The 14,017-nt window shown below is 50.9% G+C and carries 9 protein-coding genes; all 9 read right to left on the bottom strand.

All coding sequences use genetic code 11. The features are described from left to right. Positions 1–9: 9 nt before the first annotated feature. The 9 genes from NYE74_RS29600 to NYE74_RS29560 all read right to left on the bottom strand — a co-directional run bounded on the left by NYE74_RS29600 (position 10) and on the right by NYE74_RS29560 (position 13,902). Positions 10–894, bottom strand: a complete 885-nt coding sequence (locus tag NYE74_RS29600; protein WP_124331872.1) for a carbohydrate ABC transporter permease — start codon at positions 892–894, stop codon at positions 10–12. Positions 895–1,008: 114 nt separating this feature from the next. Continuing rightward, complete coding sequence (locus NYE74_RS29595) at positions 1,009–2,307, bottom strand: ABC transporter substrate-binding protein (protein WP_213509913.1); 1,299 nt, start codon at positions 2,305–2,307, stop codon at positions 1,009–1,011. 275 nt (positions 2,308–2,582) lie between these two features. Next, complete coding sequence (locus NYE74_RS29590; RefSeq protein WP_036625676.1) at positions 2,583–3,605, bottom strand: LacI family DNA-binding transcriptional regulator; 1,023 nt, start codon at positions 3,603–3,605, stop codon at positions 2,583–2,585. Positions 3,606–3,655: 50 nt separating this feature from the next. Beyond that, positions 3,656–4,219 carry a hypothetical protein gene (locus NYE74_RS29585; RefSeq protein WP_036625677.1) on the bottom strand — a complete coding sequence of 188 codons (564 nt, stop codon included), beginning with the start codon at positions 4,217–4,219 and terminating at the stop codon, positions 3,656–3,658. A gap of 27 nt (positions 4,220–4,246) precedes the next feature. After that, entirely contained in the window at positions 4,247–6,667 is a 2,421-nt protein-coding gene (locus NYE74_RS29580; protein ID WP_036625678.1) for a beta-glucosidase family protein, read from the bottom strand. A gap of 117 nt (positions 6,668–6,784) precedes the next feature. Next, on the bottom strand, positions 6,785–7,801 hold the full coding sequence (locus NYE74_RS29575) for a glycosyltransferase family 2 protein (RefSeq protein WP_341005423.1): 1,017 nt from the start codon (positions 7,799–7,801) through the stop codon (positions 6,785–6,787). 34 nt (positions 7,802–7,835) lie between these two features. Then, positions 7,836–8,453: a hypothetical protein gene (locus NYE74_RS29570; protein WP_036625681.1), complete on the bottom strand. Its 618-nt coding sequence runs from the start codon at positions 8,451–8,453 to the stop codon at positions 7,836–7,838. Continuing rightward, positions 8,450–10,909 (bottom strand): beta-glucosidase family protein, encoded by a 2,460-nt coding sequence (locus NYE74_RS29565; protein WP_270619662.1) that lies wholly within the window; start codon positions 10,907–10,909, stop codon positions 8,450–8,452. The genes NYE74_RS29570 and NYE74_RS29565 overlap by 4 nt, the downstream gene beginning before the upstream one ends. Before the next feature lie 65 nt (positions 10,910–10,974). Next, entirely contained in the window at positions 10,975–13,902 is a 2,928-nt protein-coding gene (locus tag NYE74_RS29560) for a beta-glucosidase (RefSeq protein WP_227872711.1), read from the bottom strand. Between the last annotated feature and the right edge of the window lie 115 nt (positions 13,903–14,017).

Here is a 14,017-nt window from a genome sequence, read left to right as displayed (position 1 = left end):
CCGAAAATATTAGGCCAGATTTTTACCAATTAATTTCATATAAATTAGACTAATGGCAAATACGACCAAGAAGATCAGAATCGACAGCGCTGAACCATAGCCGAAATTCAGGAACTTCATCAGGTGGGCGTAAGCATATAAAGATACGCTTTCCGAACCGTTCGCCCCGCCGGTCATTACGGAAACCAAATCGAATACCCTGAACGCGTCGATCGTTCTGAACAGAAGAGCGACAAGCACGGTGCTCTTGACCATCGGCAAAGTAATTTTTACGAACGCCTGAAAAGCATTGGCGCCGTCGATTTTCGCCGACTCATACAAATCGCCGGGAATCATTTGCAGCCCCGCCAAGATGAGCAGCGCCATAAACGGAGCCGTCTTCCAGACATCCGCAATAACCAGCGCCATAAATGTACCGCTTTCCGTGCTTAACCAGGCTTTATAGCCGTCGATCATCCCAAGTCTGTACAGCACATCATTAAACAAACCGTACTGGTCGTTATATATAAATTTCCACATCAGGGCCGATACGGTGGTCGGAATCGCCCATGGGATCAGAATCGCCGCTCTAACCATTCCTCTGCCTTTAAACGTTTTGTTCATAATCATCGCCGCAGCAAAACCGACGATTAATTCTAAAAAAACAGTCGTAAGCGTGAATTTAAAAGTAAAAAATATGGAAGCCCCCGCTCGTTCGTCCCGAAAGATATCGGAATAATTTTTCAAACCGACAAATGGATATCCCGAGCCCGGATCCGTTAACACCATTTCATGCAGACTTAACCAAAATGTCCTTAAAATCGGATAAACCGCAATGACCGATAAAATGATTAGCGCAGGGAACATCATCAGCCAGGCATCTCTAGTTTCCTTTCTTTGTTGTAAACTCTTCATTCCCTCATTAACTCCTTCTGGCGGCATGGACTGCAGCGAAGCGGGTATTTAAGTTGAACTAAATAATTATTCAACTTTATATACCCTGCCTACAGTCCATGTCCGTCTATTTCTTTATTTGCTTAATGCTTCGAGGTCGGTTTGGATGGTGTCCAAAGCCGTTTTAATATCGATATGTTCCGACAGCGCCGCATGGATATTACGTTGAATCGAATCGGAAACTCTAGAATAATGAGGAGACATCGGTCTTGCTTTCCCATTCATAATAATGTCATAGAAATCCGCGTAGAATGGATTCGCTTTCAAAACTTCGGGATCTTGATAAACCTCTTTTAACACCGGCGGTTGGGCCGCGATCAGATTCATTTTCTTCTGTACGCTTTCGCTGGACAAATATTTGATAAAGTCGACGGCAGCCGCTTTATGCTCGTCATCGATGGAATTATTGATCACCAAATTCAGACCGCCTAAAGTGGAATGCGACTCGGTTCCTTTAGGGCCAACCGGCAGAGCGGCAACGCCCACTTTATCCTTTACCTTGGAACCTTCTTTGTTGGCTTGGCTCCAGAACCCGGACCAATCCCGGATAAAAAGCGCTTTGCCGTCCAAGAATACCTGCTCGCTTTCCGGCTCCGTATAAGTCGTTACCCCCTCGGGAGCATAGCTTTTGACCATATCAAGCATGATTTGCGTCGCTTCGATATTATTTTCCGAATTGACAACCGGTTTGCCTGATGCATCCAGGATCTCTCCACCGTTGTTGGCTACATATTCAACCCAGTTGCATACCAACGCTTCGGACAGAGCAGCTTGAAAAACCCCTGTGTATTGAACATCGTTCATGCCTTGCACTTTACTTTGCAGATCCATCCAGCCTTGATACGTAGCAGGAGGTTCTACACCCAATTGATCAAGCACGTCTTTACGGTAAAAGAGAGCGCTTGCATTTGTAAACCACGGAAAAGCGACAAGTTGACCGTTGTATGTTGCCGTTTCAATGGTACCCGGCAAATATTTATCCTGCGTCGCTTGATCAAAATACGGGGTTAGATCGGTTAACCAACCGGCCGCCGCAAACTCCGCCACATAAACGACATCCAAAGCCATAACGTCCACGCTTTTATCGCCGGAGGCCAGTTTATTCACAAAATCATCGTGAACCACATTGGCATCCTGCGGCAAAATTTTCGTTTTGACAACGTATTGATCCTGACTTGCGTTATATTCATCGACAAGCGTTTGCGCCGGCTGCCCGATTCCTTGGTCAAACGAAAAGGTGATGGTCACCGGGTCCTTTGCTCCGTTTGATGTCGGCTCCGTTTTGGCCGAATTCGCGCCGCATCCTGCCAACGAAAAAACAAGAGAACCCGCAATTAAAGGCAACCACAATTTTTTCCCTTTTAACAGTGTCATGAAAGTACCCCCATCAAAGTATAGATTGCAAACTTCCGACAAAAAAATAGGAAACGCTTTCTTTAACGGCTAAAAAAAATGTATTCCCCCTTTTGATTTCGTTTCAGGAAAACCTTTTCCTAATACTAAAAAAAACGGCACTCATTTTTACCGCTAATCCCCCCTTATTTCCCCAGAAGCAAGGTTTTCCGAATCAATTTCAGGAAAACCTTTTCCTGATGTGGGTATATTATACCTCGAATTTTTGGTAAAAATCAATAGAAATTTTGTGCCTTTCAAAGAGATATTTTGCGCACACTAATTCTTCTTATGATTTTGTGCGGAATAAATTGAGTTTTCGGTATGGCCTGCTGCTTCTGATGAATCAGCTTGAACAGAGTTTTGACCGCTTTCAGCCCTTCATCGAAGTAAGAGATTCGAACCGTTGTCAATTCGGGGCTGAAATATTTACCGAACTCCAAATCATCGAACCCCATAATGGAAATATCGGCAGGTACCGAAACCTTCGCATTTTTCAAAAACCGGATAGCCCCAATCGCCATAACATCGTTGCATACCATGACGGCGGTTGGCAGAATGCTGTTTTCCTCATATATTTTTTTCATACAATCATACCCGGATTCGAAGGAAAAGTTCCCATGCTCGATATAAGAATCCGGAACTTCAATGTTGTGTTCCTTCAGCGCCAGCTCATACCCTGTTAAACGTTTTTGCCCGGATGAATAATCGTTTTCCGGACCGCCTATAAAAGCTATTTTTGTATGCCCGTTTTCAATAAGAAAAGAGACCGCATCATACGTAGCCTTGATATTGTCATGAGTGACCGTGTGAATCACTTCTTCTCCTTCCGAAGCCTCCTGGGTAACCAGGACGATGGGGTACTCTTTCCTTTTCATTTCTTCCACCAAGGTGGAATTCACGTCGACTCCCGCAAACAAAACCCCATCAACCTTTTTATTGGCCAATATCCCTAATAATTCGATTTCCTTCTCCTGTTGTCCCCCCGATTCGCAGACCATTAAAGTATAACCCTTCTGTTGGCAGAAGCTGTTAATCCCCCTGGTCAAGGCACCGAATACCGGATTTGAAATGTCCGGAACGATGATCCCGATAATGTTGGTTTGATTCATGATTAAACCTCTTGCCAAGGAATTCGGCTTAAAGTTTCTTTTTTGAATTACATCATTTACTCTTTTTTTCAGCTCCGGACTAACCGCTTTGGAATTATTGATCACTCTGGAAACGGTTGCGACCGAAACCTGGGCCTCTTTGGCAATATCTTGAATCGTAACAGACATGACACCACTCCTTGAAACCAACTATTAATCATTTTGACAACATTTTAGCATTAAATCAACTCGAAACCTTGGTACAACCGGTACATCGGCAGCTCCTCGCTCATCGTTACGGCCAGGGCATAAGCCTCTTCCGCGCTCTTTCCATGTTGGATCATTTCATAGAAAAATCTCAGCACGAACATCAGCGCATCATTGCCGTCCGGATAATCGTCCGGGCCGATATAGATGCGGCAGCCGCGGCCGAGAAACGCCCGGGCCAGTTCCTTGTCGCCGAGCGTGCATCCGTTGCCGATGACGATCTTCCCGTCCAGCTTGGCATAGCGCAAAATCTCGGCCGGACCAAAGTCCCCCTGCGGCTCCCCTTCCTCGTAAACGTCCTCGCCCAATTCCGGCATGATGAATTTTCCTTCATCGCCGTGAAAACAGAGGACGATCATATCCGTCCCGGCGTACAGGTCCTCCCCCGACAGGACGGCGATTAAATCGTTGGGCCGGCCGATCCAATACGTAAACACCCTCGCGCCAAAAAGCTCCAGCGCGGCGCGCACCGCCTGTGTTTCCATATCGCAATCCGGTCCGCACACTAATGCGATGTTCATTACAGGTTTAGACATCCCTATCCTTGCTCCTTCCGTTAACGATTATGATTTCGTCTTTCTCCGCTTCAGCTTTCTTTTTCTTTCCCTTAAATAATGGGCCAGCCCTTTAAAGAAATGCCCGTTAACGATCAGCAAAATCCCGTCCAGCATCGGCATATTAACGACGCCGCCGGTCATTCTGGCGATTCCTCTAAACGGCATATGATAAACCGACATCATGATCAGATTCGCCGTGCTGCGTTTGCCTATTTTTCTCAGGAACCAGTAAGCAAACACAATGGCATGATAGGCCAGCCTGGCGAAGGCGCCCTGCGCATACTGGCATTGCTCAATCGTATCGTTGTACCCCAGCGGTTTCGACCGGTCCCAGGTGGAAACCGGCACCTTTCTCCCGATCAGGTTTTCGAATTCCGCGGTGCCGACATCGGTGATCCGGCCCGAATAATAGGACGGAAGCTTCGCTTTATCATAAGGCGCCGGCGCTGCCGTTCCCGCCACAAATAGGGTATCCGTCAACCGAATGTCCGCGCTCGATGCGCCAACCATGATGGTATAGTCCGCTTCTTCGATTTCCCACCCGTTTGTTTTTACGTTAAAATAGCGGAACGTCTTGTCGTCAAACGGAATATACACCGTCTTGGATTCGCCGGCATTGATAAACACTTTGACAAACCCCTTTAATTCCTTGCGGGGCCTGAAAATTTCCCCGGAGCTGCAGCCGATGTATAGCTGCGCGACTTCCATCCCGGCAACGGCGCCGGTATTGGTCAACTTGAACGTCACCCCCGCCTTATCGACCTGCAGGTCGGAATACTCGAACGTGGTGTAGCTCAGTCCGTATCCGAAAGGAAAAAGCACGTCGACGTCCGCCGTATCGTAATAGCGGTAACCGATATAGACGGCCTCCCTGTACTCGGCGGTCGTTTCATTGCCGGGAAAATACCGGGAGGACGGGGTGTCCTCATAGCGAAGCGGGTACGTTTCCGCCAGCTTGCCCGATGGATTGACGTCTCCCGACAGCACCCGCAGGATCGCCCTGGCTCCGGCCTGCCCGCCCAAATATCCGTGCAGCAGCCCTTTCACCTTGCCGATCCACGGCATTTCCACCGCGGAACCGCAGGACAGAATCGCCACGATATTCGGGTTCACTTGGTGCAAAGCGTCCAGCAGTTCGATCTGATTCTCCGGAATTCCCATGCTCTGCCGGTCCAGGCCGTCGGCCTCCGTCACTTCATCCAGACCGATATACAGCAGAACCACATCCGCCTGCGCCGCGAGGGCGCAGGCCTTTTCGATTTTTTTCCGGTCCTTCTTTCCGTAGCGCTCAAAACCGGGTTCATAGCCGATGCTGACGATGCCCGACTGTTCGAAACAATCGAGGGTGTGGTCCAAAATGGTCGGATTGACGATGGAGGAACCCGCTCCCTGAAACCGGGCGTTTTCCGCAAAATCGCCGATCACCGCCACTTTTTTGCCGAATTTGAGCGGTAGAATATTCCCCTCGTTTTTCAGCAGTACGATCGACTCTTCCGCGACCTTCTGGGACATCCGGTGGTGATACTCCACATTAAACTCCAAATGCGGCCGCCGAAAAGCCTCTCCGCTGGTAAAAATCAGCTCAAGCAGCCGGTTCACGTTTTCGTCCAATACTTCTTCCGGGATCTTTCCGCTGCGAATGGCCTGGACAATCTCCCGATCGGTTTCGCCCGCGGTTGTCGGCATTTCCAGTTCATTTCCGGCCAAAAGTCCGGCCACACGGTCGTTGCTCCCGCCCCAATCCGTGATCACAACCCCTTTGTACCCCCACTCGCCGCGCAAAATATCCTGCATAATATGTAAGTTCTCGTTCGTGTAGGTACCGTTCAATTTATTGTAAGAAGACATGATTGCCTTCGTTTTGCCTTCCTTCACCGCAATTTCAAAGGCGGTCAAATAGATTTCCCGCAGCGTTCTTTCATCGACGATGGCATCGATCGACATCCGCCGCTTCTCCTGATTGTTGACGGCAAAATGCTTGACGCAAGCGGAAATGCCCTGCGACTGAATGCCCCGAATGTAAGCCGCCGCCATTTTACCGGCCAAATAAGGATCTTCGCTGAAATATTCAAAATTCCGGCCGCACAGGGGATTCCGCTTCATGTTGACGCCGGGCCCGAGCAGAACGCTGACTTTTTGCGCGATCGCTTCTTCCCCGAGATACTCCCCTACGGTTTCTCCCAGCTCCACGTTCCAGCTGTTGGCCACCGTCGCCGCCGTGGGATAACAAGTGGCCGGCACGCCTTCATTAAGGCCCAGCTTGTCCGCCGCTACCGCCTGTTTCCGGATACCGTGTGGTCCATCGGCAAGAAATATACTTTGAATGCCAAGGCGCTCGATGTCCTGGGTCTGCCAAAAATCCTTCCCCGACATTAAAGACGCTTTCTCTTCCAATGTCATTTGTGCAATGATCTCTTTATATTTCATCTTTGGTTCCTCTTCTGTATGATAGGCGGTATATTCAAAGATATTCTACTATAGATTCTCCCTACTTTCTAATATAGGAAAAGAAGCAGGACACCCTACAGGCCCCTGCTCCCCACGTTAGTTAAACCCGACCAATCGTTGCGAAATCTTGTACGCCCCCACGGAAATGCGGCGGCCGGCCCGTCCGGGCAAATTGATCAATCTTCCCATCAGGCCGTATTTCAGATCCTGGTACAGCTTGATATCTTTATTTTTAATATAGTCCCATAGTTCATCTTTCTTCTTAAGATGTTCATCCGTTCCCGAGCGGATCAACAAAATCACTGATACGACCGTGACGATCTCCAAATGCCTGAACATATAGCGGCGCAGGTTCGGATTTTCGATCATATCCAGCCGTACTTGGTCGATCATCAGTTTATTGACTTTAATCTGCTGATCGATTCTGCGGATCATAACGCTCTCCTGGACCGATTGGCCTTCCCTGCCGATAAAATACCGGTAAAAATCGACGTTGACATAATAAAGCGTTTTGACATGCGCCAGCGGCGTATACACAAATAAATTGTCGACATAAAAGGTGTGTTGCGGAAGCTCCAGCCGGCAATCCCGGAGAAGCTGCGTCCTGTACATGACGGAATGCATTAACATGTATTGGCCTTTGCGAAAACACTGGATATCATCCCACGTAAAAATCCGGCCTTCCGGAAGCACATCGTCGTATTTCATGATTTTTCTGTACTTTTTGCCTTCTTTTTCATAGACGAAATTGCTGACCAGCATGTCCACATGTTTACCTTCCCCGGTTAGAGCGCTGAGGGTCTCCAAGATTTTCAGATACGCCCGGACATCCACCCAGTCATCGCTGTCGACGACTTTAAAATATAAGCCCGCCGCATGACGAATCCCGGCGTTGACCGCTTCCCCGTGGCCGCCGTTTTCCTGGTGGATCGCTTTGACGATCCCGGGATAACGGCTTGCATACTCGTCGGCAATTTGCCCGGTCCGGTCCGTGGAACCGTCGTTGACGATCAGCAGCTCCACCCGCTCTCCCCCGGGCAACAGCGATTCGATGCAGTACCTCATGTAGTCTTGCGAATTGTAGCAAGGGATAACTACGGATAATAATTTCATGACTCAACTCACACTACCTTTAATCGCACTTTAACTATTCCTGCTTCTCGGGTTCCTGCTTGAAAATGACTTTGAAAATCGGGAAGAACACCCAGAACGAAATAGCGCTGTTGATAATCATCGTAATCACGTCGGCCGTCGTCTCGCCGGCGGCGCCCCATCCCCACGTATTGATGAACAGGTTGTAGATCGGCGCTTTGTAGAAGCCTTGAGCCGCCGCGGCGCCGAGCGTGATCACGATATAAGCGACGACGTACCAGAACGCGGCCTGCCAAATGTTGCTGTTCGATTTGAACGTAATGCTTCTTTGCGCAAAAAAATTGAGAATCTGGGCGATCGCAATCGTAATTTGCACGGCGAGAAAATAGGCCAGGCCGCCTCCGCCGCCCGCGGCCAGCGGACCCGCCGCATAATCGAATACATAGTAAAGGCTGCCGTCAAAGTTATGCCCAAACTGCAAAATTTGAAAATTGCTGTTTACTAGAGACGTGCGGGCGAACAGACTCTTAAATAAGGGCATTAAAAACAACTGCAGGACGGTAATGCCATTGCTCAATATAAAGAATAACAGAAACTGCGCAATATGGGGATGTTTTTCTTTGTATCGGGCCCAAAGGCCCAGCGGCCCGGCCGCTGTTTTTCTACCGCTCATATTTCTTCTCCTTTTGTGGCTTGGGCTGGTATGACGACCTTAGGCTTGGCGGCCTTCAGCATCTTGCTTCTCTCTTTCAGAAAATGCTTAAGCCCCTTGAAGAAATGACCGTTGACCATCATCAGAAGACCGTCCAGCATCGGCATGTTCACGAGCCCGCCGGTCATTCTGGCAATGCCGCGAAACGGCATATGATAGACCGACATCATGATCAGGTTGGCCGTGCTTCTTTTGCCCGTTTTCCACAAAAACCAATGGGCAAAAGACATCAGGCGAAAGGCCAATCTGGCAACAAAGCCTTTGGCGTACTGGCATTGGGCAATCGTATCGTTGTAACCGAGCGGCTGCGTGCGGTCCCAGGCGGCAGCCGGGACTTTCCGCCCAAGCAGGCGTTCGAATTCCTCCTGGCCGACTTGGTTCGCTTGGCCCGAATAATAGGAAGGAAGCTTCGCCTGCTCGTAAGGAAGCGGCGCTCCCGTTCCTTCTACGTGAAGGCTTGCGATCAGCCGGATATCCGCACTGGAAGCCCCGATCATAATCTCGTATTCCCCGCCTTCAATTTCCCAACCGTTTGTTGTTACATTAAAATAACGGAACGTCTTGTCGTCAAACGGGATCGTGACCGTTTCCGTCTCGCCCGGATTGACCAATACCTTGGCAAATCCCTTCAGTTCTTTATTGGGCCGGAAAACATCCCCCGATTTGCAGCCGACATAGAGCTGGGCGATTTCCTTCCCCGGCATGCTTCCCGTGTTCGTGATTTTAAAAGTGACCCCATCCCGGTCCGCCTGCACATCGGAATAGGCAAAAGCCGTATAGCTAAGGCCATATCCAAACGGGAAAAGCACCTCCACCTTCGCCGTATCATAGTAACGATAGCCGATATAGGGGCCTTCCCGGTATTCTACGCTGACTTCCTTGCCGGGAAAATGATAGTAGGACGGCGTATCCTCATAACGGAGCGGATACGTTTCCGCCAATTTTCCGGAAGGATTGACCTTCCCGGTCAGTACTCCAAGGATCGCTTTGGCTCCCGCCTGACCGCTCAAATAGCCGTGCACCAGGCCTTTTACCTTGCCGATCCACGGCATTTCCACCGCGGAGCCGCAGGATAGCACCGCCACGATGTTCGGATTTGCCTCATACAAAGCATTCAATAATTCGACCTGGTTCTCGGGAAGCTTCATATTTTGCCGGTCCAGGCCTTCGGCTTCGGTCACCTCGTCCAGACCGATATATAACAGCACGACATCCGCTTGCTTGGCAAGGTCGCACGCTTTGGCGATTTTCCCCCGGCTTCTTTTTCCGTACCGCTCAAATCCGGGTTCATACCCGACGCTCGTCAAGCCCGCTTCCGCCAAACCGTCCAAAGTGTGGTCAAGCACGGTCGGGTTGACGATCGAAGAGCCGGCGCCCTGATAACGCGCTTCCTTGGCGAACTCGCCGATGATCGCTACTTTCACGCCATGATGAATCGGCAATATACTGCCTTCATTTTTCAGCAGCACGATGGATTCTTCGGCGGCTTCCTGGGCCGCGCGGTGATGCCGATCCACGTCAAACTGTGGTTTATCCGCTGTCTTGAACGCTTCCTCCGTGGAAAAAATCAGTTCAAGCAGCCGGTCCACGCATTCGTCCAATACTTCTTCCTTGATCTCTCCGGTTTGTACGGCCCGGACAATTTCCGCATTGGTTTCCCCGGCCGTCGTCGGCATTTCCAGCTCGTTTCCGGCGATCAGGCCGGCCACGCGGTCATTGCTGCCGCCCCAATCCGTGACGACAACCCCTTCAAAATTCCATTCCTTGCGCAGGATTTCGCGCAGCAAATGAATGTTCTCATTCGTATACTCGCCGTTCAGCATGTTATAGGAAGACATTACCGTCTTGGTCCCGCCTTCCTTCACGGCGATTTCAAACGCGGTCAAATAAATTTCCCGCAGCGTCCGCTCATCGACGATCGTATCGATCGACATCCGTCTTTCTTCTTGATTGTTGGCGGCAAAATGCTTCACGCAGGCGGAAATGCCCTGCGACTGAATGCCCCGGATATAAGCCGCCGCCAGTTTCCCGGCCAGATACGGGTCTTCGCTGAAATATTCGAAGTTTCTTCCGCACAGCGGATTTCGCTTCATATTTACGCCCGGCCCCAGCAGTACATGCACTCTTTGGCTGACCGCCTCTTTGCCGAGATATTCGCCGAGCTTCTCTCCAAGTTCGGTATTCCAGCTGTTGGCCACGGTCGCGGCCGTCGGATAACAGGTGGCCGGAAGGCTCGGGTTCAAGCCCAGATGGTCCGCAGCCTCCGCTTGTTTGCGAATGCCGTGCGGTCCGTCCGCCAGAAAAATGCTCGGGATTCCCAGGCGCGGGATATCCTGCGTCTGCCAGAAATCTTTCCCCGACATTAAAGAAGCTTTCTCCTCCAATGTCATCTGCTTTATCAAGTGTTTGTGTTTCATCTCCGAATACCCCATTTTAGCCTTTGGGCGGTAGCCGACTTAATCAGCTACCGCCTAAGGCCTATCTATATATTTTGGTTTTGCGTTTCAACCGCTTCGATTTTGCGGGCCTTCCGGTGCGCCGCTTTATAGAACCCGAGGGTCAGCAGGGCCAGAAGGATGATGTTTCCGAGACCGAGCAGCAGCAGCCAGTACGGATACGGCGCGGCGTTGATTTCCAGAGCTTTGCTGTTCGCCACGGTATAAAGGATGTTGTGGCTCGCTTTGCGCATCGCCTGTTTGCCGGTGTTCGTGTCCGTGCTCAGTTTCGTCGGCTTATCGCCGAGCGTCGTCAGCATCAGGTCGCCCCCCGCACGGATCGCCCGGTCCACATCCATATGCGGGAACATGTCCCAGTCGGTGATGACCATGCCTCTAAAGCCCCATTCATCGCGCAGCACGGTGGTCAACAGGCCGTAATGTTCGCCCGCCCATGTCGTGCCGATCCGGTTAAAGGCGGACATGACGGCCGTTGCTTTCCCTTGCTTGACGGAAATTTCAAACGGCTTCAAGTAGATTTCGCGAACCGCCTGCTCATTGGTCCATACGGCCACGCCGTCGCGGTTCGTTTCCTGATCGTTCAGGGCATAGTGTTTGATGTAAGCATACACGCCTTTGGATGCGGCTCCCTGCACCACATAAGACCCCATCTTGCCCGAAAGGAACGCATCTTCCGAATAATATTCGAAGTTTCTGCCCGAGAACGGCGTGCGGTGAATGTTCATGGCCGGCGCGTACATCCCGGTCACGCTGTAAACGAGCGCTTCGTTAGCGAGAGCTTCGCCCATTTTTTGGGCGAGATCCACATTCCATGTCGACGCCAGCACCACTTCGCTCATAAACTGCACGCCGTTAATACCGGTGAGCAGCGCATTGATCCCGGCCGGGCCGTCCAGATCGGTCGTGCCGGGCTTGTTGATCGACGCGACCGGCTGGGTGGCGTAGCCGCCGAATCCGATCAGTTGCGCCATTTCCTCGACGGACAGCTGCTCCAGCAGCTCGTTCCATTTCGGATCGTTATAGTCCAGCCCGGCCATATCTTCCAGTTCCAGACCGTGTTTGGCAAAAACAATATCCTGATCGTCCGGGTTGTCGGTCACCTGCTTGTTTTCCAAAGCCTGGACCAGCTCCTGCGAAGCTTCCTTTTCCGGAGTCCGCTGCGCCGGCAAGGTGCCTTCCCAATCGGCTCTGGACACATAGGTCAAGCCGCCGAGCGCATCATCAAACACATTTGTTGCCGTGACTTGATCCGAAGGACGTTTGTTGTCTCCGCCATAAACGATCGTGTCCTTCACTTCATACGTTCTGGAGTCGATCGTCTCATGGGCGTTTTTCATCAGCTTGATTCCGTAAGTTCCCGCTTCCAGCACATACGCTTTTTCATTTTTGTAGTCGTAAGACGCCATATCTTCCACCGGAATCTCCAACGTCACCGTCTCGGAAGCGCCCGGCTCGAGGATTTCCGTTTTATCGAACGCGCCCAGCACGACATGGGATTTTTCAATGCCGCCCTCATAATAAGGCGGAGTGTAGTACAGCTGCACGACATCCTTACCGGCCGTATCGCCGGTATTCGTCACTTTGACCTCGACGGTAATCTTATCGTTTGTGGTTTGATAGTCCGTAATCTCTTGCGTGAAGCTCGTATAGCTTAAGCCGTAACCAAACGGGTACTGAACCGCTTTGCGGTACGCCGCCTCGTCCACTTGGCCTGTCGCGTTGTCGACGTACCGGGTTTCATAATAACGATAGCCGACGTAAATGCCTTCGGCGTAATTGACGAACGCATGGTATTTTTCGCTCTCTTTGCCGAATTTGTCTACGGATTTATGTTTGGTATTCAAGTACCTGAAGTCGCCCGCATTGTAAAAAGCCGGGGATGTCGTTACATCGTAAGCGTAGGTGTCGACCAGACGGCCCGACGGATTCACCTTGCCGGCCAAAATGCTGCCGACGCTGTTGTTGCCGGTCGAGCCGGGACCGCCGATCAGAATCGCGGCGTCGATCCCCTTGTTTTCCAGGAACCCGAGTTCCATCGCGTTGCTGGAGTTGATCACCACGATCACCTTCGCGAAATCGCGCGAAGTGACCATGTCGATCATCTTTTCTTCGGCTTCCGACAGCTCGAGGTAATGGCGGTCTTTGGAACCGCCGTATTCCGCCGTTTCGAACGGCAGGTCGCCGCCTTCGCCGCCCGATCTGGAGAGCACGATGACCGCCACATCGGAAAATTGCTCCGCATTTTTCAGCAGTTCCTCGCTGAAATCGCCGGTAGCCGGTTCGCTGAGCGTATAGTCGCCGCCGTCCAGGTTAAACGTGTCCGTTTTCTTTTTTGCGGGGGCGTGGGCTTTATAGAACTCGGTGAGTTCGCTGTTGACCTTAAACCCGGCCTTCTCCAGGCCCTGTTGAATCGTGACGTTCGCGCTTTCATCGCCCGAACCGGAGCCGCTGCCGCCGTAAATCATTTTTACGGAAGCCTGGCCAAAAATATTTACATTCTTCTCATTGGCGTTGTTCATATCCAGAGGCAGGGCATGCTCTTTATTTTCGAGCAGCACGATCCCCTCGTCTTCGATTTGCTCCGTAACCGCTTTGGAATCCGCAGAAGCCTTCGCCAGCGCCTCCTCATCGATTTTCGCTTTGGTCAGGTATTGGTTAACGACAACCTGATACTTGTATACGGCCACGTCGAGGCCAATCACGATGACCAGCCCTAAACTAAGCAGCGCCATCAGCATTCTTCTTAATCCTTTTCGCTCCGTGGGGTTCCGTCTCGCCCACATGAAACCGCTAACCAATACAACAACGGAAACAATAACGGCCGCAACGAGCAGAATTTGGATCGTTTTTGCAACCGATGCCATTGAAACGGTTACAACCGCACCGACGGCCAGCGCCAAAAACAATGCCGCCCATGCCGTAAAAGTTTTCTTGCCTTTGCCTGACTTGCTCACTTCTTCGCCTCCTATGTAAATAAACCAAGTTGCCACAATCACAAAAATTTTGTATGTGCTTTCATGATTGCAAGTTGATGGGTACCCTTAGCTAAGGGTACTCCATCGCGGCCAA

The organism is Paenibacillus sp. FSL P4-0127 (assembly GCF_038007325.1).
Taxonomy (GTDB): domain Bacteria; phylum Bacillota; class Bacilli; order Paenibacillales; family Paenibacillaceae; genus Fontibacillus; species Fontibacillus macerans.
This window is presented reverse-complemented; position numbering and strand designations above follow the sequence as displayed.

Bases quoted from the DNA above. Each gene is read 5' to 3' on its own strand.
- NYE74_RS29585 (WP_036625677.1), bottom strand. From the start codon at position 4,219: ATGTCTAAACCTGTAATGAACATCGCATTAGTGTGCGGACCGGATTGC.
- NYE74_RS29580 (WP_036625678.1), bottom strand. From the start codon at position 6,667: ATGAAATATAAAGAGATCATTGCACAAATGACATTGGAAGAGAAAGCG.
- NYE74_RS29595 (WP_213509913.1), bottom strand. From the start codon at position 2,307: ATGACACTGTTAAAAGGGAAAAAATTGTGGTTGCCTTTAATTGCGGGT.
- NYE74_RS29575 (WP_341005423.1), bottom strand. From the start codon at position 7,801: ATGAAATTATTATCCGTAGTTATCCCTTGCTACAATTCGCAAGACTAC.
- NYE74_RS29570 (WP_036625681.1), bottom strand. From the start codon at position 8,453: ATGAGCGGTAGAAAAACAGCGGCCGGGCCGCTGGGCCTTTGGGCCCGA.
- NYE74_RS29590 (WP_036625676.1), bottom strand. From the start codon at position 3,605: ATGTCTGTTACGATTCAAGATATTGCCAAAGAGGCCCAGGTTTCGGTC.
- NYE74_RS29565 (WP_270619662.1), bottom strand. From the start codon at position 10,909: ATGAAACACAAACACTTGATAAAGCAGATGACATTGGAGGAGAAAGCT.
- NYE74_RS29600 (WP_124331872.1), bottom strand. From the start codon at position 894: ATGAAGAGTTTACAACAAAGAAAGGAAACTAGAGATGCCTGGCTGATG.